Here is a 23,374-nt window from a genome sequence, read left to right on the forward strand (position 1 = left end):
TTTTATATAACGAAGGGCAATATTACACATTAATTTGCGGAGAACACCATGAAACAGCAATGGACGAAATGGATCGGCGGTATTGTATTGGCATCAGGTATGGTCATGCAGGCGTCTGCGGCAGAGAAAATTACCGTTTTTGCAGCGGCATCGCTGACTAACGCGCTGCAGGATATCGCGACCCAGTATCAGAAAGGCAAGGATGTGCAGGTGGTTCCTTCATTCGCCTCGTCTTCTACGCTGGCACGCCAGATTGAACAGGGCGCTCCGGCCGATCTGTTTATTTCCGCCGATCAGCAGTGGATGGACTACGCCATCGACAAACAGCAGATGGTCAAAGAGACTCGGTATACGCTGTTGGGCAACGAACTGGTCCTGATCGCCGCCAAAGACGGCAAGCAGGGTAACGTTACGCTTAACAAACAGACCGACTGGGCGAAGCTGTTGAACGGCGGCCGCCTGGCGGTGGGCGATCCGGACCACGTACCGGCGGGGATCTACGCCAAAGAAGCGTTGCAGAATCTCGGCGTTTGGGCCGCGCTGGAGCCTAAACTGGCGCGGGCCAACAACGTACGCAGCGCAATGGCGCTGGTGGAGCGCGGCGAGGCGCCGTTGGGCATTGTGTATGGCTCGGATGCGGTGGCCAGTGATAAAGTCAGCGTGGTGGGCATCTTCCCGGAAGACAGCCACAAACCGGTCGAATACCCGATGGCGGTGGTTAAAGGCCATCAGACACCGGCCGTCAGCGCTTTTTATAACTACCTGAAAAGCCCGGAAGCGGCGGCTATTTTTCACCATTATGGATTCTCCCCGCGTAAATGATTCTGAGTGAGTACGAGTGGCAGGCCGTTGAACTGAGCCTGAAAGTGTCCGCCGTGGCGGTAGTTTGCAGCTTGCCTTTCGGCATTCTGATGGCCTGGATCCTGGTGCGCTGCCGCTTCCCCGGCAAATCGCTGCTGGATAGTCTTATCCACCTGCCGCTGGTGCTGCCGCCGGTGGTGGTCGGCTATATATTGCTGATCGCCATGGGGCGGCGCGGGGTGATTGGCGAATGGCTGTATGACTGGTTCGGTTTCAGTTTCAGCTTTAGCTGGCGCGGTGCGGCGTTGGCGTCCGCCGTGGTGGCGTTTCCGCTGATGGTGCGTGCCATCCGTCTGGCGTTGGAGGCGGTGGATACCCGCCTCGAACAGGCCGCCCGCACTCTGGGCGCCAGCCCGTGGCGGGTGTTTTTCACCATTACGCTGCCGCTGTCACTGCCTGGGGTCATCGTCGGCGTGGTGCTGGGTTTTGCCCGTTCGTTGGGGGAGTTCGGCGCTACCATTACCTTTGTGTCCAATATTCCCGGCGAAACGCGCACCATTCCGCTGGCGATGTATACCCTGATTGAAACGCCGGGAGCGGAAGCCGCCGCCGCGCGCCTGTGCATAATTGCCATAGTGTTGTCGCTGGTTTCACTGATGGTTTCCGAGTGGCTGGCCCGCTGGGGCCGCAAACGTATGGGTATCTAAATGCTGGAGCTGGATTTTTCCCAACGCCTTGGCGATCTCAACCTCAACGTGCGTGCGGATCTGCCCGCTCAGGGCATTACCGCCATTTTTGGCCTGTCCGGCGCCGGTAAAACCTCACTAATCAACGCCATCGGCGGCCTGACGCGTTTGCAGCAGGGGCGCATAGCGCTCAATGGCCGCACGCTGGTGGACACCGCCAGTGGCCTGTGTCTGCCGCCGGAAAAACGCCGCATCGGCTACGTGTTTCAGGACGCGCGCCTGTTCCCGCATTACCGGGTGCGCGGCAACCTGCAATACGGCATGGCGGCCGGCATGCGCGCGCAATTCGACGGTATCGTTGAACTGTTGGGTATCGGCCCCTTGCTCAACCGCCTGCCGTTGACCTTGTCCGGCGGTGAAAAACAGCGGGTGGCGATTGGTCGCGCCTTGCTGACCGCCCCGGAACTGCTGTTGATGGACGAACCGCTGGCGTCGTTGGATCTGCCGCGCAAGCGCGAACTGCTGCCCTACCTGGAGCGGCTGGCGCAGGACGTCAATATCCCGATCCTCTACGTCAGCCACAGCATGGATGAAATCCTGCGCCTGGCGGAACAGGTGATGGTGCTGGATAACGGCCAGGTGCGGGCATTCGGCGGGCTGGAAGAGGTTTGGGCCAGCAGCGCGCTGCGGCCCTGGCTACAGCGCGAAGATCAAAGCAGCGTGTTGCGCGTCAGCGTGATCGAGCATCATTCTCGTTATGCCATGACCGCGCTGGCGCTGGGCGATCAACGCCTGTGGGTCAGCGGTGTCGATGCTCCACTGGGGGCGCAACTGCGTATCCGCATCAACGCCGCCGACGTGTCGCTGGTCTTGCAGCCGCCGGTTAACAGCAGCATTCGCAACGTCTTGCCGGCCAGGGTGACCGAGTGTCTGGAAGTCGACGGGCAGGTGGAAGTGAAGCTGGCGGTGGGGGAAAGCGTGTTGTGGGCGCGCATTACGCCGTGGGCGCGTGACGAGCTGGCGATCAGACCGGGGCAGTGGCTGTACGCGCAGGTGAAAAGCGTGTCGATCAGTCGCGAGGCGCGCTGAATACGGCCCTCCCGCAGGGGAGGGCGAGGGGGTTACCGGCCCAGCACCCGCGTGCGGATCACGTCGGCGATGCCTGGCTGCAGGTGATCGGCGATCACCAGATCGGCGCGCTGTTTGATAGCGTCATCGGCGTTGCCCATGGCTACGCCCAGACCGGCCGCTTCCAGCATGCTGAGATCGTTGTAGTTATCCCCGAAGGCCACCACTTGATCCATGCTCAGCCCCTGAGACTCGACCCACTGTTGCAGGCGTTTGCCCTTGCTGTTGCCGCCTTTGGCGATATCGACCTGATCGTGCCATGACCATTCACACGCCAGCCCCAGCTCTTTTTCCACCGTTTCGGCAAAGCTGCGCAGCGCGGGAATATCGTCGTGCGAGGTCGCGAACTTCCAGATCGACTGCACCTCGTCCACCGCCTGAACCAGGCTGTCGACGTGAAGCAGCGTCGGGCGTTGCGCCGGGGGCAGGGTTTCCGTCCAGGCCAGCGAGCGGGTGATGTGGCCGCTGGTGTCCTGATACAGCATGGCGTCGTCTACGTACATCAGGCCGTGAATGCCGCTTTGTTTCAGCATTTGCAGCACCAACCTGGCCTGCTCTTTTGGCAGCGGATCGGCAGCCAGCACCTTTTTCTGCTGGAAGTCATACAAATAGGTGCCGTTGCAGCAGATCGCCGGCGTGTCTATTTCCAGCGCCTGGTAGAACGGGTGGATCGCCACGTGATGGCGACCGGTGGCCACCACCACTTTGATACCGGCGGCGCGTGCTTCAGCCAGGGCTGCCAGCGACTGCGGCAAAATGCGTTTTTGGTTGTCCAGCAGGGTGCCGTCCAGATCGAGGGCAATGACGCGGTAGCTCATAGGGATCTCATTATCGTTAGCAACAAAACTAACCCGATGGTACACCGGATAAGCGATGGATAAAACCGCACATATTTCATCTGCAACCCGGGGTTGTTATGTCACCGATGTGAGGTAAGCTAAGGGAAACCGAAAAACCTGAAACCGGTTTCTCTTTTACTCTCTTCAAGGAGAACACATGAAGCAAATCGTTTATGTCGCCAGCCCGGAAAGCCAGCAAATCCACGTGTGGCAGTTAAATGACACCGGCGCACTGGATCTGCTGCAGACCGTCGACGTACCGGGCCAGGTACAACCGATGGCGATCCACCCGGATAAAACGCACCTCTACGTTGGCGTGCGCCCGGCCTTCGGGATCGTCAGCTACCGCATTGAGGCGGACGGCAAGCTGCAACAGGCCGGCATGGCACCGCTGCCGGGCAGCCCGACCCATATTTCCACCGATTTGCAGGGCCGCTATCTGTTCTCCGCGTCTTACAGCGGCAACTGCGCCAGCGTCAGCCCGATCGGCCATGACGGCGTGGTAGTGGCGCCCCTTCAGCAGATCGACGGTTTAACCGCGCCGCACTCGGCCAATATCGACCCGACCAATCAGCTGCTGCTGGTTCCCTGCCTGAAAGAAGATCGCATCCGCCTGTTCAACCTGAGTCTGGAAGGCAAACTGACGCCGCACGCGCAGGACGCGGTGGCTACCGCAACCGGCGCCGGCCCGCGTCATATGGCGTTCCATCACAATGACAACTATGCCTACTGCGTGAACGAGCTGGACGGCACAGTAGACGTGTTCGTCATCACTGAAAACGGCAGCAAATACACCCTGACGCAGACGGTGAACATCATGCCGGACGATTTCGACGGCACCCGCTGGGCGGCGGATATCCACATCACGCCGAATGGCCGCTTCCTGTACACCAGCGACCGCACCGCCAGCATCCTGACGATTTTCAGAGTGTCCGAAGACGGCAGCACCCTGTCGCCGGTCGGCCATCATCCGATCGAAGAGCAGCCACGCGGTTTCAATATCGACCACAGCGGCCGCTTCGTGATTGCCGCAGGTCAGAAATCCGATCATATCGGCGTCTATGAAATCGACCAGACCAACGGCAAATTGACCACGTTGGCGCGTTATCCGGTAGGTAAAGGCCCGATGTGGGTCAGCGTATTAGCCAGGTAAACAGTAGGGGGCGAATACATTCGCCCCGATTAAAGCGGGCGCGGCATGCAGCGCCCCTCGGTGCGCCAGGCCCGGGTATCTCGGGCTAAAAAACGACTTTTGTCATCAAACGCAGGCTCGGAAGAGCTTTTTATTTGCCAAAAATCAGCTGTACGTCACCGTCAGCGTGGCGCTGCCGAGGCTGTGGAAGTGCACGTTAAAGCCGACCAGCGCGCCGCTGGAACCTTCATCCACCTCAATGCTCTCCACATCCAATGCATGAATCGTGAAGTGATAGCGATGGCTTTCACCCTGTGGGGGCGCCGCGCCGCCGTAGCCGGCTGAGCCGAAATCGGTGCGGGTCTGGATGGCGCCGAGCGGCAGGCCGCCTTTGCCGGAGCCTGCGCCCTGAGGCAGTTCGCGCGTCTGCGCCGGGATATTGGCCACCACCCAGTGCCACCAGCCGGAGCCGGTCGGGGCATCGGGATCGTACACCGAAATCACGAAACTTTTGGTGCCCTCCGGCACGCCATCCCAGGCCAGGTGCGGCGACAGGTTCTCGCCCTGATAGCCCATGCCGTTAAACACCTGGCGCTCCGGCATTTTCGCGCCGTCTTGCAGATCGTTGCTGTACAAACGAAAGTTCATGATGACTCCATTGGTCGGTAAAAGCGGAATGCCTAAGCCAGAGCTTTTTGGCGCGATAACACAAGCGTCATTGCATCTCGCCAGCGGCTTCACCTATGAGTTACCATAGTTAACGCCGAAGCTACATATGCGACATCAATAATTCACAGATCGATAAAAGCAATCATGATTTCATTCAAAAAACGCACGCCGTGGTTTGGCTGGCTGCGCCGCTGGGCCAAGGGCATCAAGCGCGACATCTATGCACTGTGGCTGGCGGCCCGCGATCGGCGCACGCCCTGGTACGCCAAACTGGTAGCCCTGCTGGTGGCGGGTTATGCGGTGTCGCCTATCGATTTGATTCCGGACTTTATTCCGGTGTTGGGCTATCTGGACGACGTGATCATCGTGCCGTTGGGCATCATGCTGGCGGTGCGCCTGATCCCCAGGCCGCTGATGGCGGAACTGCGGGAGAAGGCGCAACGGCGTATCGATAATCCCACCGGCCGCATGGCGGCGGTGATGATCATTTTATTGTGGGTGTTGTGTCTGGTGTTGCTGGCCCGCTATCTGGACCAGCACTGGTAAGCCGTTAGCTCGCCGCTGCGGCCACGGCGGCGGTCAACCGGCTGAGTTGATCGGGCTGAATGATGTAAGGCGGCATCAGGTAAATCAGCTTGCCGAATGGCCGGATCCACACTCCGCGCTCGACAAAACCGCGCTGCAACTGCGCCACGTCCACCGGTTCGCGCATTTCCACCACGCCAATCGCCCCCAGCACTCGCACATCCGCCACTTTTGGCAGCGACAGGAGCGGCAATAGCTGCTGTTTTAGCTGAGTTTCGATGGCGGCGACCTGCTGCTGCCAATGGTTTTCCGCCAACAGCGACAGGCTGGCTTCGGCCACCGCGCAGGCCAGCGGGTTACCCATAAAGGTCGGCCCGTGCATAAAGCAGCCTGCCGCGCCGTTGCTGATGGTTTCCGCCACGTGGCGGGTGGTCAGGGTAGCCGACAGCGTCATATAACCGCCGGTCAGCGCCTTGCCCAGGCAGAGAATATCCGGTACCACCGCCGCGTGCTCACAGGCAAACAGCTTGCCGGTGCGGCCAAAACCGGTGGCGATTTCATCGGCAATCAGCAGGATCTGGTGCTGGTCGCACAGCTCGCGCACCCGCTTGAGGTAGGTCGGGTGGTAAATGCGCATCCCACCTGCGCCTTGCACCACCGGCTCCAGAATCACTGCGGCGATCTCCCCGGCATGCTGTTCCAGCAGCGCGGCGAACGGCGCAATGTCGTTTTCATTCCACGGCTCATCAAAACGGCACTGCGGCGCGGTGGCGAACAGGTGCGGCGCGAGATAGCCCTGATACAGGCTGTGCATCGAGTTGTCCGGATCGCACACCGACATCGCGCCGAAGGTATCGCCGTGATAGCCGTGACGCAGGGTCAGAATACGCTGCCGCCGCTCCCCGCGCGCCTGCCAGTATTGCAGCGCCATCTTCAGCGCCACTTCGACGGCCACCGAGCCGGAATCCGCCAGAAACACGCATTGCAGCGCCTCCGGCGTCATCTCCACCAGCCTGCGGCACAGTGCGATAGCGGCGGGATGGGTGATGCCGCCGAACATCACGTGCGACATTTTTTCCAACTGCCGGGTGGCGGCCAGATTCAGCTGCGGGTGGTTATAGCCGTGGATCGCCGCCCACCAGGAAGACATGCCGTCTACCAGACGCCGGCCATCGGCCAATTGCAGTTCGACGCCGCTGGCGGCCTCTACCGGATAGCAGGGCAATGGATGGCTCATGGAGGTGTAGGGGTGCCAGATATGGCGCTGGTCGAATTCAAGGTCGGAGGCGCTGATAGACATTCTTGTAAACCAAATCATATTCGTAATGGTTGACAGTATATCCACAATATCTACACTGATGACACTTTTTTCATTTTTGGAGACGCCGTAATGGCCGATCGCATTCACTGGACAGTAGGTCTTGCCCAGACCTTATTTGATAAACCGTTACTTGAGCTGCTGTTTGAAGCCCAGACCGTTCACCGTCAGCATTTTGACCCGCGCCAGGTGCAGGTGAGTACGCTGTTATCAATCAAAACCGGCGCCTGTCCGGAAGACTGCAAATACTGCCCGCAAAGTTCACGCTACAAAACCGGTCTTGAGTCCGAGCGGCTGATGCAGGTGGAACAGGTGCTGGAATCGGCGCGCAAGGCCAAAGCGAATGGATCGACCCGCTTCTGCATGGGGGCGGCGTGGAAGAATCCGCACGAGCGCGATATGCCTTATCTGCAACAGATGGTGCAGGGGGTGAAGGCGATGGGCATGGAAACCTGCATGACGTTGGGCACGCTTGACCACACCCAGGCAGAACGGCTGGCGGACGCCGGGCTGGATTATTACAACCACAATCTGGACACTTCGCCGGAGTTCTACGGCAACATCATCACCACCCGCAGCTATCAGGAACGTCTGGACACGCTGGACAAGGTGCGCGGGGCGGGCATTAAAGTCTGTTCCGGCGGCATCGTCGGGCTGGGCGAGACGGTGCGTGACCGCGCGGGGCTGCTGGTGCAGCTGGCTAACCTGCCGACACCGCCGGAGAGCGTGCCGATCAACATGCTGGTGAAGGTAAAAGGCACGCCGCTGGCGGATAACGATGACGTCGATCCGTTCGATTTCATCCGCACCATCGCGGTGGCGCGCATCATGATGCCGGCCTCTTACGTCCGCCTTTCCGCCGGTCGCGAACAAATGAACGAGCAAACTCAGGCGATGTGCTTTATGGCCGGCGCCAACTCTATCTTCTATGGCTGCAAACTGCTGACCACGCCAAATCCGGAAGAAGACAAAGATCTGCAACTGTTCCGCAAACTGGGCCTCAACCCGCAGCAGACCGCAACCGAGCACGGCGACAACCAGCAGCAACAGGTACTGGCGGAGCAACTGCTGCATGCCGATACCGCTGAGTTTTACAACGCGGCGCTGTAATGAGCTGGCAACAACGTATTGAACAGGCGCTGGAGGAGCGGCAGCAGAATGCCGCTTACCGTCGTCGCCAGGTGAATCAGGGCGGCAATGGCCGCCATATTCAGCTCAACGGCGAGCGCTACCTGAACTTTTCCGGCAACGACTATCTTGGCCTGAGCCAGGATCCGCAGGTGATCGCCGCCTGGCAGCAGGGCGCCGAGCAGTATGGCGTCGGCAGTGGCGGCTCCGGGCACGTCACCGGGTTCAGTGCGGCGCATCAGGCGCTGGAACAGCAACTGGCGGAGTGGCTCGGTTACCCGCGTGCGCTGCTGTTTATCTCCGGCTATGCCGCCAATCAGGCATTGCTGGCGGCGCTGATGCAGGCGGACGATCGCATCTTGGCGGACCGGCTCAGCCACGCGTCGCTGCTGGAGGCGGCCGCCCATTCACCGGCCCAACTGCGTCGCTTTCGCCACAATCAGCCGCAGGCGCTGGCCGGTCTGCTGGCAAAATCCTGCGGTGGCCAGATGCTGGCGGTGACCGAAGGGGTGTTCAGCATGGACGGCGACAGCGCACCGCTGGCGGAGCTGCATCGCCTGACCCAAGCGGCGGGAGCCTGGCTGATGGTCGATGACGCGCACGGCATCGGCGTTCATGGCGAACAGGGGCGCGGCAGTTGCTGGCAGCAGGGCGTGCGGCCCGAACTGCTGGTGGTCACCTTTGGCAAAGCCTTTGGCGTCAGCGGCGCGGCCGTGCTGTGCGACGAGGCCACGGCGGAATATCTGCTGCAGTTTGCCCGCCATTTGATTTACAGCACCTCAATGCCGCCGGCGCAGGCTTGCGCCTTGCAGACGGCGTTGCAGCGCATCCAGCAGGGTGACGAATTGCGCGCCCGGCTGCAGGACAATATTCAGCGCTTCCGGCAAGGTGCGGCCCAGTTGCCATTAGCCCTGACGGCGTCGGTGACCGCCATTCAGCCGCTGCTGGTGGGTGACAACCAGCGTACGCTCGATCTGGCGCAGCAACTGCGTGACCAGGGGTTGTGGGTGAGCGCCATTCGCCCGCCAACGGTGCCGCCGGGCGGCGCGCGCCTGCGCATTACCCTGACGGCGGCGCATCAGCCGCAGGATATCGATCGCCTGCTGGAGGTATTGCATGACGTCAGCCTTTGAGCCGGTCAACAAGCAGGCGGTAGCCTCGGCCTTCAGCCGCGCGGCGGGCAGTTATGATTCGGCGGCGGTGCTGCAACGTGACGTCGGTGAGCGCTTGCTGGGGATGGGGGCGGAGCATCGGGGCGAACAGCTGCTCGACGCAGGCTGCGGCACCGGGCACTTCAGCCGCCGTTGGCGCGAACGGGGGAAACAGGTCACCGCGCTCGATCTGGCGCCGGGCATGCTGGCATTCGCCCGCCAGCAGCAGGCTGCGGACCATTATTTGCTGGGGGATATCGAAAATGTGCCGTTGCCAGCTGCTGCGGTGGATATCTGTTTCAGCAGCCTGGTGGTGCAATGGTGCAGTGATTTACCGCGCGCTTTGGCGGAGCTGTACCGCGTCACCCGGCCGGGTGGCGTGATTTTGTTTTCTACGCTGGCGGAAGGTTCGCTGCAGGAGCTGGGCGATGCCTGGCAGCAGGTAGACGGCGAGCGTCACGTGAACGACTTTCTGCCGCTGGCGCAGATCGACGCGGCCTGCGCCGGCTATCGCCACCGTCTGGAGACGGAGCGGAAAACCCTGCATTATCCTGATGTGATGGCGCTGATGCGATCGCTCAAGGGGATCGGCGCCACCCATTTGCATCAGGGGCGCGAAGCCGGTTTGCTGTCCCGCCGGCGGCTTGCCGCCTTGCAGGCGGCCTATCCGCGCCGGGGCGGGGAATTTCCGCTCAGCTATCATCTGGTTTATGGAGTGATTTATCGTGATTAAGCGTTGGTTCGTCACCGGTACCGATACCGAAGTGGGTAAAACCGTGGCCAGCAGCGCCTTGTTGCAGGCGGCCACTTCGGCGGGGTATCGCACGGCCGGTTACAAGCCGGTCGCTTCCGGCAGCGAGATGACGGCCGAAGGGCTGCGCAACGGCGATGCGTTGGCATTGCAGGCCAACAGCGCCGTGGCGCTGAGCTACGAGGAAGTGAATCCTTATGTGTTTGCCGAACCGACTTCGCCGCACATTGTCAGTGCCGACGAAGGGCGGCCAATCGAGCTGGCCCAGCTTTCCGCCGGTCTGCGCCACCTGGAGCAAAGGGCCGACTGGTTGTTGGTCGAGGGGGCCGGCGGTTGGTTTACGCCGCTTTCCGGGCAGCATACCTTCGCCGACTGGGTACAGCGGGAACAACTGCCGGTGATCTTGGTGGTGGGCATCAAACTGGGCTGCATTAACCATGCCGTGCTGACCGCGCAGGCGATCCAGCAGGCGGGGTTGCAGCTTGCCGGGTGGATTGCCAACGACGTTACCGCACCGGGCCGCCGTCATCAGGAATATTTGGCTACGCTGCGCCGTATGCTGCCTGCGCCAATGCTGGGGGAGATCCCGCATCTGCCGCAACCTGAACGGCAGGCGCTGGGAACGTACCTGGATTTGAGCGCTTTATCCCACTGATCGTCGAGTCGTCCGTCCACGGCATTTGCCGTGGACGGGGATCATGTGACTTGTCGTTTTCACATGGCAGTAACACAGGCATTATCGAAGTACAGAACGCCATTTTTCGCTAAAGCATACAAATTGAAAGACAGGATGACGTGGGTTGCCCAAACCGGCACTTTTCGTCTGTTGCTGTTGAAACGGTACTCTTTGAACTGAGCATAATCATTGGCGTTTAGGGTGCCATCCCAGGCGGCGGCATCAGATTTGGCGATGATCGACACGCCATTGCTTTCTGTTTCCTGAATGCAGACATAACGAAGCGTGGCAAATAAATTGCCGGACCCGCCATTCAGCGTTTTCAGAGTAAAGCAGGCCCCCAACTGTTCATATTGCGATACCGGAACAACCACCCTCAGACCGGCGTTGGTATTGGTATTGCCCAGTTTGGTCACTTTTAACGCATTGCTGCCGTTAACGCCCGCACCGGTTTCAATGGCAAGGGTAATGGCATCCGAGGTAAAAGGATCGCTGACGTTACCGCCGGAAACCTCCCAACCTAAGGGTTTGGTGCTGAATGCGAAACTGCCGTCCTTGATTTTATTATTATTCGCGGTAGTTAAAGTTTGAAGGCCTTTACCCCCGCCGCCGCCATCGAGCCGGCTGTTATTAATCACAAAGTCGCCAGTGCCGCCGAAATAACGCCCTGTCGCGGTTCTTACACCGTAAAATTTAACGTTTTCGACGATAATTCCACTGCTGCCCGCTTCGGCAAAAAAACAGTAATCTTTGGTCAGAGGGCCTTCCAGCGTAATAATCTCACCTCCCTGAATAAGCAATGAAGCATTTTGGTTGGCGCTACAACGGAAGGGGAAATCGGTGAGTGGGCTATTTTCATTATTGAACTCGATATGGCAACCGTGCAGTTCGACGCTCCCTGCTTGCACATTCACGATAGCGCCAGCGTAATCTATTGATGTACCGAAGAAACGAAAAGCGCCATTCGGGTTCTGGTTGCCGATGGCCAGCCCTTGCGAGTTACCGAGCGTGCCGCCAAAGAAGTTGATCCCTTCACCAAAATTTTTAGCACCGGATTCAGCAGTGGGCATGTGCACGCACTCATGGCAGCGGATGATCTCGCAGGCATAGTGATGCCCAATATAGGCGTTGGTGCCAAAATACATGCCGTAATAAAAACCGGAGACATATACATTACTAACGGAGAAATTTCCCAGCAGGCTTTCTGGTGAATCAAATAAAATCCCGTCAATAAAGTTGTATTCGGGTTTTTCTTCATCGGCTACAGTAGTCGGTGTGGGTTGTTTCTTTGCACCGATCCCTTTGACGGTAAAGTTTCTTAAGATTGGCGCTGGTCGAATTGGGACACCATTATCCAACGCGAGGGCGGTCGTGTAGCAACGCATAAAATAATTGTGATCGTCTTCAGTGCCACTCGGAATATTAGCGGTTATATTTACGCCGTTGCCGTCGATATAAACGAAACCCACGTCGATATCGGTCTTGGGCGCTACCCATACCTCAAAGGGGGCAGTGAATTTGACGATTGCCGGTCGTTTTAATGTGTCTTTAATGAAGGTTTGCGCTTTGATCAGCTCATCGCGTGACTTGACGTAAATGCCCCCGATATCGAGACGTTCTTTCAGGGTCCAGGTCTTCGTGTTCAGGTCGCTATATTGAATAAATGCTGCGTCGTTATCGGCCATTGTCCACTCCTCAGTAAGGTCAATCGGTATGAAAGCCCATTGAGTATGGAAGGCGCACAGACTCGTTCACAGCAATGCAGGCTCTGTCCTGGCTGGTACAACTCAGGAGCAGAGAAAGGGGATCAACCGGCGCGAACGAGAGCAGGGGCGCAATACTCCGCGCCCCGCCAGTTACACTGCCAGATAGGCATTGATCAACTCCTCGTCCAACTGCTCCAGCGTGCCGTTCGCCACGCTGCGGCCCTGATCCATCAGGCAAAAGCGATCCGCCACGCGGCGTACAAACGGCAATTTGTGTTCCACCAGCAGGATCGTCATGCCCAGCTCGCGGTTCAGCTTGCGGATCGCGTTGCCGATATCGGCGGCGATCGAAGGTTGTACCCCGCTGGTAGGTTCATCAAGGATCAGCAACTCCGGCTCCAGCACCAGCGCCCGGCCAATCGCCAGTTGCTGCTGCTCGCCATCGCACAAATCACCGGCCCGGCGGCTGCGCATTTCTCGCAGGTTGGGGAACAGGCTGTAAATGAGCGGCGGAATGCGCCGGGTTTTGTCCCGGCCGGCCATCAGCGCCACCTGCAGGTTCTCTTCCACGCTGAGCTGCGAGAATATTTGCCTCCCTTGCGGCACGTAGCTGATGCCCAGCGCCGCCCGGTTTTCCATCGGCTGTTGCAGCAGATTCTGCGGAGGTTCATCCGCCAACTGCCAGGTCATACTGCCGCTGACGACCGGCAAATGCCCCATAATGCAGTTGACCAACGTGGTTTTGCCCACGCCGTTGCGACCGATAAGCACCGTGCACTGGCCGCGCGGCAACTCCAGGTTAATATCCCACAGGGTATGATTTTGCCCGTAGAACTGGTTCACTGACCTTAAACTCAACATCCGGCACTCTCCTCAAAGACCCGTATTCCACTCGTGGATGTGCGCCCTGATGGGCGCAGGCGTAACGCGTTCTCTGTTAAAGACCGCACTGATTTCACCGGGCGGCATTTGTGCAGGAACGGCAATCAAACGTCTACTTCCCTGCGTTATCCACTCCTTACTGCTCGAACCGCCTTAGCGGTTTCTTTCCCGAGTGTCTTAATGTCCAGAATAAAATGCTGCATGGCTACCTTTAACGAGGTAGTTCAGGTTCAGGAAAAACAAACGATTTACAGGTAAAAATGGCCGTTAATGGCGGTTTATCAGCGCTCTCTCGCCTTTATCTCGACATTGCCAGTTATTTAGCCCCATGCCGACGCCGAGCGAGGAGCAGGTAATCCTGCCGTGCCTGCACGGATATTTCACCCGGTCGCACTTTTGTCGTTAAACGTTATTGCAACTCTCAGGCCAACTTTTTCAATCCGGAAAAAAAGGGGAATGTTATTGCCATGTTAACCATTTGGCAGGCATGAGCTGGCCTCGCGGCCTGGATGAAAATAAGGTGGAAAGTTAACGCGGACGATTTTTGCACTGTTGCAGTGCTGTGAGGAAAAGCGATGGTGCAAACTATTTTACCGGTTGCGGCAAGATGCAGCGCATGAGCGCGATAATGGGATAAATGTGTTTTTGGCAATGGGGATTTTTAGCACTAATCGGCATAAACAAAGCGATATTTTTGTGAAAAAATAACTAAAAAAGCCGTTTCGGCGAGGTGAAACGCCAAAAAGCGTTCTTTCTGCAACTCCCGTCACGGGCGGGGCGGTGGGAGTTATCCACTATTCCTGTGGATAACCTTGTGCATTAGATTTAGAAAAGCGGTTTAAAGCGAGAGCGGGCGCGGGTTTTGTTCGCGTTGACCGCATTCTCATCTTTTTATTAATTGTGTTTTATATCAATAAATTAACTAAAATCAAGACGCCGATGTATTGATGCGGTTCCTATGTATGATTTTTCACCGCAGTGCTATCAATAAGTTAATTTTTGACGGATTTTGGGGATAAATCAGTTATTGACAATAAAAATGTCACGCGGCTGTAACCCTGTCGGTGCATCCGCGCCCCGCCGATGCGCATCAGGGGGCGCTTTGCTATTGCGCGTCGGCGCGGGGGCCAACAGCGGGATGCATTATCTTGAGCAACGAATCGCTTGAAGCTGGTTTTATATCCAGTATCATAGGCACTGGCGAAAATCGCCGGGGCTTTCCATAATTAGGGGCCATTCGTCGAGCATCCGCTCCATGGCCGCCTGAGCGCGCGCATCTCCACAGGGTAGCCGAGTCAATGAGTAAAATTTTCAAACTGCATTCCGATTTCAAACCGGCCGGCGATCAGCCGGAAGCCATTCGCAAGCTGGAAGAGGGCCTGGAAGACGGTCTGGCGCATCAAACGCTGCTGGGCGTTACCGGTTCGGGCAAGACATTTACCGTCGCCAACGTCATCGCCGATCTAAACCGGCCGACCATGGTGCTGGCGCCAAACAAGACGCTGGCGGCGCAGCTGTATGGCGAGATGAAAGAGTTCTTCCCCGAGAATGCGGTTGAGTATTTTGTCTCGTACTACGACTACTACCAGCCGGAAGCCTATGTCCCCAGCTCCGACACCTTTATTGAAAAAGACTCCGCGGTGAACGAGCACATCGAACAAATGCGCCTTTCAGCCACCAAAGCGCTGCTGGAACGCCGCGACGTCGTGGTGGTGGCATCGGTGTCGGCCATCTACGGCCTGGGCGATCCGGAGCTGTATCTGAAGATGATGCTGCACCTGACCAAGGGCATGATCATCGATCAACGTTCGATCCTGCGGCGTTTGACGGAGCTGCAATATTCCCGCAACGATCAGGCTTTCCAGCGCGCCACCTTCCGCGTGCGCGGCGAGGTGATCGACATCTTCCCGGCAGAGTCGGACGAGCTGGCGTTGCGCATCGAGCTGTTTGATGAAGAAGTCGAGCGGCTTTCGCTGTTCGATCCCTTGACCGGCCAGATCGAGCAGGTGGTACAGCGTTTTACCATTTACCCGAAGTCGCACTACGTGACGCCGCGCGAGCGGATCCTGCAGGCGATGGAAGAGATCAAGGTGGATCTGGCCGAGCGACGCAAGGTGCTGCTGGCCAACAACAAGCTGCTGGAAGAACAGCGTCTGACGCAGCGTACCCAGTTTGATTTGGAGATGATGAACGAACTGGGTTACTGCTCCGGCATCGAAAACTACTCGCGCTATCTGTCCGGGCGCAGCGAGGGTGAGCCGCCACCGACGCTGTTTGACTATCTGCCGGCGGATGGCCTGCTGGTGGTCGATGAATCGCACGTCACCATTCCGCAAATCGGCGGCATGTACAAAGGTGACCGTTCGCGCAAGGAAACGCTGGTGGAATACGGTTTCCGCCTGCCGTCGGCGCTGGATAACCGCCCGATGCGTTTTGAAGAGTTCGAAGCGCTGGCGCCGCAGACAATCTACGTGTCCGCCACGCCGGGCAAATATGAGCTGGAGAAATCCGGCGGCGACATTGTCGATCAGGTCGTACGGCCTACCGGGCTGCTGGATCCGATAGTGGAAGTACGGCCGGTCACCACCCAGGTGGACGACCTGCTTTCCGAGATCCGCAAGCGGGTGGCGGTCAAGGAACGCGTGTTGGTCACTACTCTGACCAAGCGCATGGCGGAAGATCTGACCGAATATCTGGAAGAGCACGGCGAGCGCGTGCGCTATCTGCACTCGGACATCGATACCGTGGAACGCGTCGAAATCATTCGTGACCTGCGCCTGGGCGAGTTTGACGTGCTGGTGGGCATCAACCTGTTGCGCGAGGGGCTGGACATGCCTGAGGTGTCGCTGGTGGCGATTCTGGACGCAGACAAGGAAGGCTTCCTGCGCTCCGAACGTTCTCTGATCCAAACCATCGGCCGTGCGGCGCGTAACCTCAACGGCAAGGCGATCCTCTACGGCGACAGAATTACCGACTCGATGGCCAGGGCGATTGGCGAGACCGAACGCCGCCGCGCCAAACAGCAGGCGTTCAACGAAGAAAACGGCATCGTGCCTAAAGGCCTGAACAAGAAAGTGTCCGATATCCTGCAGCTCGGCCAACCGGGCAACCGCAGCAAGGGCCGAGGGAAGGGCAAGGCCGCAGAAAGCGCCGCCCAGTATCAGCACCTGACGCCAAAAGCGCTGGATCAGAAAATCCGCGAGCTGGAAGCGCAGATGTATACCCACGCGCAGAATCTGGAGTTCGAGCTGGCTGCCGGTTTGCGTGACGAAATCCATCAGCTGCGCGAGCAGTTTATCGCCATCTCGTGAGTCGTTAAGACAGCGGATGTTGTTCAGGTTTATCCCCAATGGATTTCAAGCTGCAGCCGACAATGCTGCAGTTTGAAAGACGAAGGGGATAAATTTCTTGTCGCCTGCGCCAAAGCTGATTATGGTGTGCGGCCAATTGACTAACGCGAGCCAAAGACCATGACCGAACACCAGTCCAAAGACCCGTTGCACGGCGTCACTCTGGAACAACTTTTAACTAAGCTGGTGGAGAGCTATGGCTGGTCAGGGCTGGCCGAACGCATTCGCATCAACTGTTTCAGCAGCGATCCCAGCATCAAGTCCAGCCTGAAGTTTTTGCGCCGCACGCCGTGGGCGCGCAAGCAGGTGGAAGATCTCTATATCGATATGGTCAACAGCGCCGCCAGCGACAACCCGTGGCTGCGCGGGCGCGATTAACCGGCCGCGATTAAATCAGGCGCGAGTACCCAATTCTATCAGCGCCTGATCCAGCGCCTGGCGCAGCAGTTGACGATCGTGGCGGTAAGGAATATCTGCGGCTTCCAGCGGTTGCTGAATCACTACCCGATCTTGCACCGCTCCGGTATCCGCCGCCGGGCCGACAATCAGCGCATCAATCATCTTGCGGCCAATCCGCTCTTCCATCAGCTCCAACTTATCCTTCAGCGACAATGCCGCCGCCGCGACGCTCAGTTCGCGCCCCAGATTGCCGATGTAGATCATATTGGCGCTGCTGCGACGCAGAGCCTGGGTAAGATCGTCGAGCAATAACAGCGGCATCAGGCTGGTGAGAAAACTGCCCGGCCCAATCAGGATCACGTCGGCCTGCGCAATGGCATCCAGCGCTTCACGCGTGGCGTGGACGTGCGGTGACAGCATCAGCTCCTGCGGCATATGGGTAAGCTGGTCGATGTTTACCTCACCGTAAACCTGGTGGCCTTCGTGATCGTGCGCCATCAGATCCACCGGCTGCTCGGACATCGGGATCAGCGCCGCATCTACTTTCAGCAGGCTGCGCACCAGATTGATCGCTTCCAGCGGGCGCACGCTGAGGTGATCCAACGCTTTCAACATCAGATTGCCGAGATTGTGCCCTGACAGCTCGCCGTTGCCGCTGAAGCGGTATTCGAACATCGCGGAGGCGACGCTCGGTTCGGTGATCAGTTGATTGAGACAGTTGCGGGTATCGCCCCAGGCAATGCCGCCTTCCGAGCGGCGGATGCGACCGGTGGAACCGCCATTATCGGTGGTGGTAACAATGCCGGTTAAACGGGAGCCTAAAGACGACAGGGAAGACATCACGCGACCAAGACCGTGGCCGCCACCTAATGCCACCACCCGATCGAGATCGGCCAGGGTACGATTACGCATAAATTTCCTTACAAAGGGGCTGAACTGCCCGCATAAAATAGCGGATCTGGCGTAAAAACGCGAAAAAGAGTGTGATATGCGTGATTCCGGTCAATTCGTCTGCGTAAAGGACGTTTATCATGGTTTACCAGATTTGGAAGCGCGTAAAAACGCTGTATACACAATTATATAGCGAAATTGCGGGTTGGCTATCGCGTTTATTTAGCGCTAGTATTCTGGTGAAAACCACGGTTTCGTTCCGGCTATTCAAGCAGCGGGAACTGAGACCAAAACTCCTAGCCTCTGGGCCTACGTTGTTCCTGCGAACAATATGGCGCTTGGGCCGTGGCGAAGTCAGCCACCAGGGTGCAGAGTGGAAACGCTTGCATCTCCCGACTTTGGAAAGGTGTTATGGTGCCGCAACTCATTGATGCTTATGAGCGTAAGTTCTATTACTTGCGCCTGTCGATCACCGACGTGTGCAACTTCCGTTGCACCTACTGCTTGCCTGACGGTTACCAGCCTAAAGGCAGCCCGAAAACCTTCCTGTCGCTGGATGAAATCCGGCGCGTCAGCCGCGCATTCGCCGAACTGGGTACTGAAAAGGTCCGCCTTACCGGCGGTGAACCTTCGCTGCGCCGCGATTTTACCGAGATCATCGCCGCCGTGCGTGAAAACCCGGCCATCCGTACCCTAGCGGTCACCACCAACGGTTACCGCCTGGCGCGCGACGTTGCCCAGTGGCGCGACGCCGGCCTGACGGCGATCAATGTCAGCGTCGACAGTCTGGACGCCCGCCAGTTTCACGCCATTACCGGCCAGGACAAGTTCCGCCAGGTGATGGACGGCATCGATGCCGCGTTTGCCGCCGGGTTCGACAAGGTCAAGGTCAATGCGGTGCTGATGCGTGACGTCAATCATCAGCAACTGGGCGCATTCCTGCACTGGATCAAAGACCGCCCGATCCAACTGCGTTTTATCGAACTGATGGAAACCGGTGAGGGTGGCGAGCTGTTTCGCCGGCACCACGTGTCCGGCGAAGTGATTCGTTTGCAACTGGAGCGGCAGGGCTGGCAACGGCAACCGCGCGGCCGCAGCGACGGCCCGGCGCAGGTGTTCAGCCACCCCGATTACCAGGGTGAAGTGGGGTTGATCATGCCGTACGAAAAAGATTTCTGCGCCAGTTGCAACCGGCTGCGGGTTTCCGCTATCGGCAATCTGCACCTGTGCCTGTTCGGCGAGCAGGGCATCACGCTGCGCGATCTGCTGGCGGACGACGGCCAGCTCGAGGCATTGAAGCAACGTATCCAGGGCGGATTGCTGAGCAAAAAACAGACCCATTTCCTGCATCAAAACAACACCGGCATTACCCAGAACCTGTCGTTTATCGGCGGCTGACACCCTGCGTATTTCAACGCGCAGCGTTGTCGGTTGCACGCGGTCACCCCTGATGACGGCCGGGAATCTATTGGGTATCCAACGAAGAGGAGCATCGTTAACAATGAGCCATGCCAGCAGTGAATTCATTCCGGCGCACATCGCCATTCTGACCGTCTCGGACAGCCGCGGCGAAGAGGAAGACACCTCAGGCCAGTATCTGCAGGAAGCGGCGCAGGAGGCGGGCCATCGGGTGGTGGATCGCGCCATCGTCAAAGACGATAAATACCAGATCCGCGCGCGGGTTTCCGCGTGGATTGCCGATGAAGGCGTGCAGGCGGTGCTGATCACCGGCGGTACCGGTTTTACTGCCCGCGACAACACCCCGGAAGCGCTGCTGCCGCTGTTTGACCGCGAGGTCGAAGGGTTCGGCGAGCTGTTCCGCATGGTGTCCTACGAAGAAATCGGCACCGCCACTATCCAGTCGCGCGCGCTGGCCGGCATCGCCAACCGGACGGTGATTTTCGCCATGCCGGGTTCGACCCGCGCCTGCCGCACCGCCTGGGAGCGCATTATTGAAGAGCAGTTGGACGCGCGCCACCGCCCGTGCAACTTCCAGCCTCATCTGAAGAGATAAGATCCATGACGCAGCTAACCCATATTAACGCCGCGGGCGAAGCCCATATGGTCGACGTGTCCGCCAAGGCGGAGACGGTGCGCGAAGCCCGTGCCGAGGCCTTTGTCGAGATGCTGCCCACCACGCTGGCGATGATCCTCGGCGGTAGCCACCATAAGGGCGATGTATTCGCCACGGCGCGTATCGCCGGCATTCAGGCGGCGAAACGCACCTGGGAACTGATCCCGCTGTGCCACCCGTTGATGCTGAGCAAGGTTGAAGTGCAGTTGGAGGCGCAACCGGAACACAGCCGGGTGCGCATCGAAACCTGCTGCCGGCTGACCGGCAAGACCGGCGTCGAAATGGAAGCGCTGACCGCCGCCTCGGTAGCCGCGTTGACCATTTACGACATGTGCAAAGCGGTGCAGAAAGATATGGTGATCGGCCCGGTGCGGCTGCTGGCGAAAAGCGGCGGCAAGTCCGGTGATTTTAAGGTGGACCTATGATTAACATTCTGTTTTTTGCGCAGGTGCGCGAACTGGTGGGCACCGGCGATTTGTCGATGCCGGCGGACTATCCCACGGTAGAGGCGCTGCGCAAGGCGCTGTGCGCACGCGGCGAGCGCTGGGCGTTGGCGCTGGAATCCGGCAGGCTGCTGACGGCGGTCAATCAGTCGCTGGTGGCGGCAGAGCACCCGCTGCGCGCCGGCGATGAAGTCGCTTTCTTTCCGCCGGTAACCGGAGGTTAACAGTGGAAAATACCCGTATCCGCGTTGGCGCCGCGCCCTTCAGCGTCGGCGATGAGTATCAGTGGCTGGCGCAGTGCGATGACGACGGTGCCGTCGTGACCTTCACCGGCAAGGTGCGCAACCATAATCTGGGCGATAACGTCAGTGCGCTGACGCTGGAGCACTACCCGGGCATGACCGAAAAAGCGCTGGCGGAGATCGTCGAAGAAGCGCGCGGCCGCTGGCCGTTGCAACGGGCGACGGTGATCCACCGCGTGGGCGAGCTGTTTCCCGGCGAGGAGATTGTGTTCGTCGGCGTGACCAGCGCGCACCGCAGCATGGCGTTCGCCGCCACCGAGTTCATCATGGACTACCTGAAAACCCGTGCGCCGTTCTGGAAGCGCGAGGCAACCGGGCAGGGGGAGCGCTGGGTCGACGCGCGCGACAGCGATCGTCAGGCGGCGGAACGTTGGCATAATGCGAGTAAATAAAGGGTAAACCGCAGAAATATATCAATACCTTTGCAACTTTCAGGCTAGGCTTTCTGTGGTAGGCTTATAGCAGGCCGAGCCCCATAAATGGGGTTCGAAATCTTGTTTCATACGCAAAAGGTAACCGTCATGGACCGATATCCACGCTCTAATGGTTCAATCGTTGAACGTGCCAACAGCGGCATTCAGGCTTATATGGCGCAGGTTTATGGCTGGATGACCTGTGGCCTGCTGTTGACGGCATTCGTTTCCTGGTACGCGGCCAATACGCCTGCGATCCTCAACTTCATCTTCTCCAGCCAGATCACCTTCTTCGGCCTGATTATCGCCCAGTTGGCGCTGGTGTTCGTGATTTCCGGCATGGTCAACCGCCTGAGCGGCACTGTGGCTACGTCGCTGTTTATGCTTTATTCGGCGCTGACCGGGCTGACGCTTTCCAGCATTTTCATCGCTTACACCTACAGCTCGATCGCCAGCACCTTTGTGGTGACCGCCGGCATGTTTGGCGCGATGAGCCTGTACGGTTACACCACCAAGCGTGACTTGAGCGGTTTCGGCAGCATGCTGTTTATGGCGCTGATCGGTATCGTGCTGGCCTCGCTGGTAAACATCTGGCTGAAAAGCACGGCGTTGATGTGGGCGATTACCTATATCGGGGTGCTGGTATTCGTCGGCCTGACGGCGTACGACACGCAAAAACTCAAGGCGATGGGCGAGCAGCTGAACGCCGATGATAAAGACAGCTTCCGCAAATACGCCATCGTCGGCGCGCTGACGCTGTATCTTGATTTCATCAACCTGTTCCTGATGTTATTACGCATTTTCGGCAACCGTCGCTAACACGGTTTTAACCGGGCTGCGACACGGCGCTCTTGTCCACCGTACGCTGCTCGAAATGCTCATTGACTATGTGTCAACTGCGCTTTCTGTGCTGCGGGCGGTGCCCAATAGCTTGGTCTCGCCGCGGTTAAACTCAGTGTTGGATAGTGGGGTTCAGTTCACATGTACTGAACCCCTTTTTTATGCCATTTTGCGGCGGAACATGGCGTAGGCGGCGCTGCCGGTGGTGGCGGTGATCACCAGCAGCGGCCACAGGCTGTGCCAGATAATGCGGAAGCTGGCGTCCTTCAAATAGATCTGTTTGGTGATGTCGGTAAAGTGGCGAATCGGGTTAACCCAGGTGAGGTCCTGCAGCCACACCGGCATGTTCTCCACCGGCGAGACATAACCGGAAAGCAGGATCGCCGGCATCATAAACACGAACACGCCGATAAACGCCTGCTGCTGCGTGGCGCACAGCGACGAAATCAGCAGCCCGAACCCCACCAACGACAGCCCGTAAACCAGCATGGTGCCGTAGAACAGCAGCAGCGAGCCGGCGAACGGGATCTGGTACATGAAGATGCCAATCATCAGCACTATGCTGGCCTGGAAGGTGGCGACAATCAGCGCCGGCACCGCTTTGCCGATAAAAATCTGCCAGGTGGTCAGCGGTGACACCAGCAACTGCTCCAGCGTGCCCTGTTCGCGTTCGCGCGCCACCGACAGCGAAGTGACAATCAGTACGCCGATGGTGGTGATCATGGCGATCAGCGAAGGCACCACGAACCATTTGTAATCCAGATTCGGGTTATACCAGTTACGCACCACCAGCTCGCTGTTGTTGGGTTTGACGCGGTTGCCGATCAGCTCGTTTTGATAATCCTGCACAATTTGCTGCACATAGTTGGCGGCGATCTGCGCGCTGTTGGAATTGCGCCCGTCGAGCAGCAATTGCAGCGGGGCGGTCGTGCCGCTGGCGATATCGCGCGAGAACTGCGCCGGGAAGCGGATCAGCAGCAACGCCCGCTGGTTGTCGAGGGTGGCTTGTATCTCTTGCGGGCTGCGCAGCAGCAAGACGTGCGAAAAGGCTTTCGCCTTGGCGAAGCGCTGGGTCAGCTCCACCGAAGCATGGCCGCTGTCTTCGCTGTACACCGCGATGGTGGCGTTGGTCACCTCCAGCGTGGCGGCGAACGGGAACAGCAGCACCTGCAGAATAACCGGTAAAATCAGGATGGCGCGGGTCTGCGGATCGCGCAGCAGCGATTGCATTTCCTTAATGATTAACGTCCAGAGACGGTGAAACATACTT

General features: G+C 58.5%; 24 protein-coding genes and 1 riboswitch. Of the genes, 17 read left to right on the forward strand and 7 right to left on the reverse strand.

The window, feature by feature from the left end; translation table 11 throughout:
- Positions 1 to 48: 48 nt before the first annotated feature.
- From modA to modC, 3 genes are read left to right on the forward strand one after another with little or no spacing between them, the layout of a single operon-like run.
- Complete coding sequence (gene modA, locus JK621_RS05205; protein ID WP_212558890.1) at positions 49 to 822, forward strand: molybdate ABC transporter substrate-binding protein; 774 nt, start codon at positions 49 to 51, stop codon at positions 820 to 822.
- Complete coding sequence (gene modB / locus JK621_RS05210) at positions 819 to 1,508, forward strand: molybdate ABC transporter permease subunit (protein ID WP_212558891.1); 690 nt, start codon at positions 819 to 821, stop codon at positions 1,506 to 1,508. Before modA ends, modB begins: the two co-directional genes overlap by 4 nt.
- On the forward strand, positions 1,509 to 2,576 hold the full coding sequence (gene modC / locus JK621_RS05215; protein WP_212558892.1) for a molybdenum ABC transporter ATP-binding protein ModC: 1,068 nt from the start codon (positions 1,509 to 1,511) through the stop codon (positions 2,574 to 2,576).
- 32 nt (positions 2,577 to 2,608) lie between these two features.
- On the opposite strand, the gene JK621_RS05220 is transcribed toward modC, so the two are convergent.
- Positions 2,609 to 3,433: a pyridoxal phosphatase gene (locus tag JK621_RS05220; RefSeq protein ID WP_212558893.1), complete on the reverse strand. Its 825-nt coding sequence runs from the start codon at positions 3,431 to 3,433 to the stop codon at positions 2,609 to 2,611.
- A gap of 178 nt (positions 3,434 to 3,611) precedes the next feature.
- On the opposite strand from JK621_RS05220, the gene pgl reads away from it, so the two are divergent.
- Positions 3,612 to 4,607 (forward strand): 6-phosphogluconolactonase, encoded by a 996-nt coding sequence (pgl, locus tag JK621_RS05225; RefSeq protein WP_212558894.1) that lies wholly within the window; start codon positions 3,612 to 3,614, stop codon positions 4,605 to 4,607.
- A 144-nt stretch (positions 4,608 to 4,751) separates the two neighbouring features.
- Here pgl and JK621_RS05230 read toward each other — a convergent pair whose 3' ends face one another.
- On the reverse strand, positions 4,752 to 5,234 hold the full coding sequence (locus tag JK621_RS05230) for a kinase inhibitor (protein WP_212558895.1): 483 nt from the start codon (positions 5,232 to 5,234) through the stop codon (positions 4,752 to 4,754).
- 165 nt (positions 5,235 to 5,399) lie between these two features.
- On the opposite strand from JK621_RS05230, the gene JK621_RS25505 reads away from it, so the two are divergent.
- Complete coding sequence (locus JK621_RS25505) at positions 5,400 to 5,801, forward strand: YkvA family protein (protein WP_212558896.1); 402 nt, start codon at positions 5,400 to 5,402, stop codon at positions 5,799 to 5,801.
- A gap of 4 nt (positions 5,802 to 5,805) precedes the next feature.
- Here the strand turns inward: JK621_RS25505 and bioA are convergent, their stop codons facing one another.
- Positions 5,806 to 7,080 (reverse strand): adenosylmethionine--8-amino-7-oxononanoate transaminase, encoded by a 1,275-nt coding sequence (bioA, locus tag JK621_RS05240; RefSeq protein WP_212558897.1) that lies wholly within the window; start codon positions 7,078 to 7,080, stop codon positions 5,806 to 5,808.
- A 90-nt stretch (positions 7,081 to 7,170) separates the two neighbouring features.
- Between bioA and bioB the strand changes: the two genes are divergently transcribed.
- The 4 genes from bioB to bioD are packed head-to-tail and all read left to right on the forward strand — an operon-like array spanning position 7,171 to position 10,783.
- Positions 7,171 to 8,208: a biotin synthase BioB gene (bioB, locus tag JK621_RS05245; protein ID WP_212558898.1), complete on the forward strand. Its 1,038-nt coding sequence runs from the start codon at positions 7,171 to 7,173 to the stop codon at positions 8,206 to 8,208.
- Positions 8,208 to 9,359 (forward strand): 8-amino-7-oxononanoate synthase, encoded by a 1,152-nt coding sequence (gene bioF, locus JK621_RS05250; protein WP_212558899.1) that lies wholly within the window; start codon positions 8,208 to 8,210, stop codon positions 9,357 to 9,359. The genes bioB and bioF overlap by 1 nt, the downstream gene beginning before the upstream one ends.
- Complete coding sequence (gene bioC / locus JK621_RS05255) at positions 9,343 to 10,110, forward strand: malonyl-ACP O-methyltransferase BioC (protein ID WP_212558900.1); 768 nt, start codon at positions 9,343 to 9,345, stop codon at positions 10,108 to 10,110. Before bioF ends, bioC begins: the two co-directional genes overlap by 17 nt.
- Positions 10,103 to 10,783: a dethiobiotin synthase gene (gene bioD, locus JK621_RS05260; RefSeq protein ID WP_212558901.1), complete on the forward strand. Its 681-nt coding sequence runs from the start codon at positions 10,103 to 10,105 to the stop codon at positions 10,781 to 10,783. The genes bioC and bioD overlap by 8 nt, the downstream gene beginning before the upstream one ends.
- Before the next feature lie 59 nt (positions 10,784 to 10,842).
- On the opposite strand, the gene JK621_RS05265 is transcribed toward bioD, so the two are convergent.
- A complete protein-coding gene (locus JK621_RS05265) occupies positions 10,843 to 12,489 on the reverse strand; it encodes a hypothetical protein (protein ID WP_212558902.1) in 1,647 nt (548 codons plus the stop codon).
- A 171-nt stretch (positions 12,490 to 12,660) separates the two neighbouring features.
- Positions 12,661 to 13,371, reverse strand: a complete 711-nt coding sequence (locus JK621_RS05270) for an ATP-binding cassette domain-containing protein (protein ID WP_119803970.1) — start codon at positions 13,369 to 13,371, stop codon at positions 12,661 to 12,663.
- 1,319 nt (positions 13,372 to 14,690) lie between these two features.
- Here JK621_RS05270 and uvrB point away from each other — a divergent pair.
- Complete coding sequence (gene uvrB, locus JK621_RS05275) at positions 14,691 to 16,703, forward strand: excinuclease ABC subunit UvrB (protein WP_212558903.1); 2,013 nt, start codon at positions 14,691 to 14,693, stop codon at positions 16,701 to 16,703.
- Positions 16,704 to 16,862: 159 nt separating this feature from the next.
- Positions 16,863 to 17,120: a VF530 family DNA-binding protein gene (locus tag JK621_RS05280; protein WP_063202833.1), complete on the forward strand. Its 258-nt coding sequence runs from the start codon at positions 16,863 to 16,865 to the stop codon at positions 17,118 to 17,120.
- Between the two features lie 15 nt (positions 17,121 to 17,135).
- On the opposite strand, the gene yvcK is transcribed toward JK621_RS05280, so the two are convergent.
- Entirely contained in the window at positions 17,136 to 18,053 is a 918-nt protein-coding gene (gene yvcK, locus JK621_RS05285) for a uridine diphosphate-N-acetylglucosamine-binding protein YvcK (protein WP_004941894.1), read from the reverse strand.
- Positions 18,054 to 18,313: 260 nt separating this feature from the next.
- Positions 18,314 to 18,457, forward strand: a riboswitch (molybdenum cofactor riboswitch).
- Here yvcK and moaA point away from each other — a divergent pair.
- The 6 genes from moaA (at position 18,444) to JK621_RS05315 (ending at position 22,083) form a co-directional block, all read left to right on the forward strand.
- Entirely contained in the window at positions 18,444 to 19,430 is a 987-nt protein-coding gene (moaA, locus tag JK621_RS05290; protein WP_212558904.1) for a GTP 3',8-cyclase MoaA, read from the forward strand. It overlaps the preceding riboswitch by 14 nt.
- Before the next feature lie 103 nt (positions 19,431 to 19,533).
- Positions 19,534 to 20,046, forward strand: a complete 513-nt coding sequence (gene moaB, locus JK621_RS05295) for a molybdenum cofactor biosynthesis protein B (RefSeq protein ID WP_212558905.1) — start codon at positions 19,534 to 19,536, stop codon at positions 20,044 to 20,046.
- Positions 20,047 to 20,051: 5 nt separating this feature from the next.
- Complete coding sequence (moaC, locus tag JK621_RS05300) at positions 20,052 to 20,531, forward strand: cyclic pyranopterin monophosphate synthase MoaC (RefSeq protein WP_212558906.1); 480 nt, start codon at positions 20,052 to 20,054, stop codon at positions 20,529 to 20,531.
- Positions 20,528 to 20,773, forward strand: coding sequence for a molybdopterin synthase sulfur carrier subunit (gene moaD, locus JK621_RS05305; protein WP_212558907.1), 246 nt, complete (start codon positions 20,528 to 20,530; stop codon positions 20,771 to 20,773). The genes moaC and moaD overlap by 4 nt, the downstream gene beginning before the upstream one ends.
- Before the next feature lie 2 nt (positions 20,774 to 20,775).
- Complete coding sequence (moaE, locus tag JK621_RS05310) at positions 20,776 to 21,243, forward strand: molybdopterin synthase catalytic subunit MoaE (RefSeq protein ID WP_212558908.1); 468 nt, start codon at positions 20,776 to 20,778, stop codon at positions 21,241 to 21,243.
- A 129-nt stretch (positions 21,244 to 21,372) separates the two neighbouring features.
- Positions 21,373 to 22,083 carry a Bax inhibitor-1/YccA family protein gene (locus JK621_RS05315; protein WP_004941907.1) on the forward strand — a complete coding sequence of 237 codons (711 nt, stop codon included), beginning with the start codon at positions 21,373 to 21,375 and terminating at the stop codon, positions 22,081 to 22,083.
- Positions 22,084 to 22,263: 180 nt separating this feature from the next.
- On the opposite strand, the gene JK621_RS05320 is transcribed toward JK621_RS05315, so the two are convergent.
- Positions 22,264 to 23,370: an ABC transporter permease gene (locus tag JK621_RS05320; protein ID WP_212558909.1), complete on the reverse strand. Its 1,107-nt coding sequence runs from the start codon at positions 23,368 to 23,370 to the stop codon at positions 22,264 to 22,266.
- Positions 23,371 to 23,374: the final 4 nt, after the last annotated feature.

It is taken from the genome of Serratia plymuthica (assembly GCF_018336935.1).
GTDB classification, from domain to species: domain Bacteria; phylum Pseudomonadota; class Gammaproteobacteria; order Enterobacterales; family Enterobacteriaceae; genus Serratia; species Serratia plymuthica_B.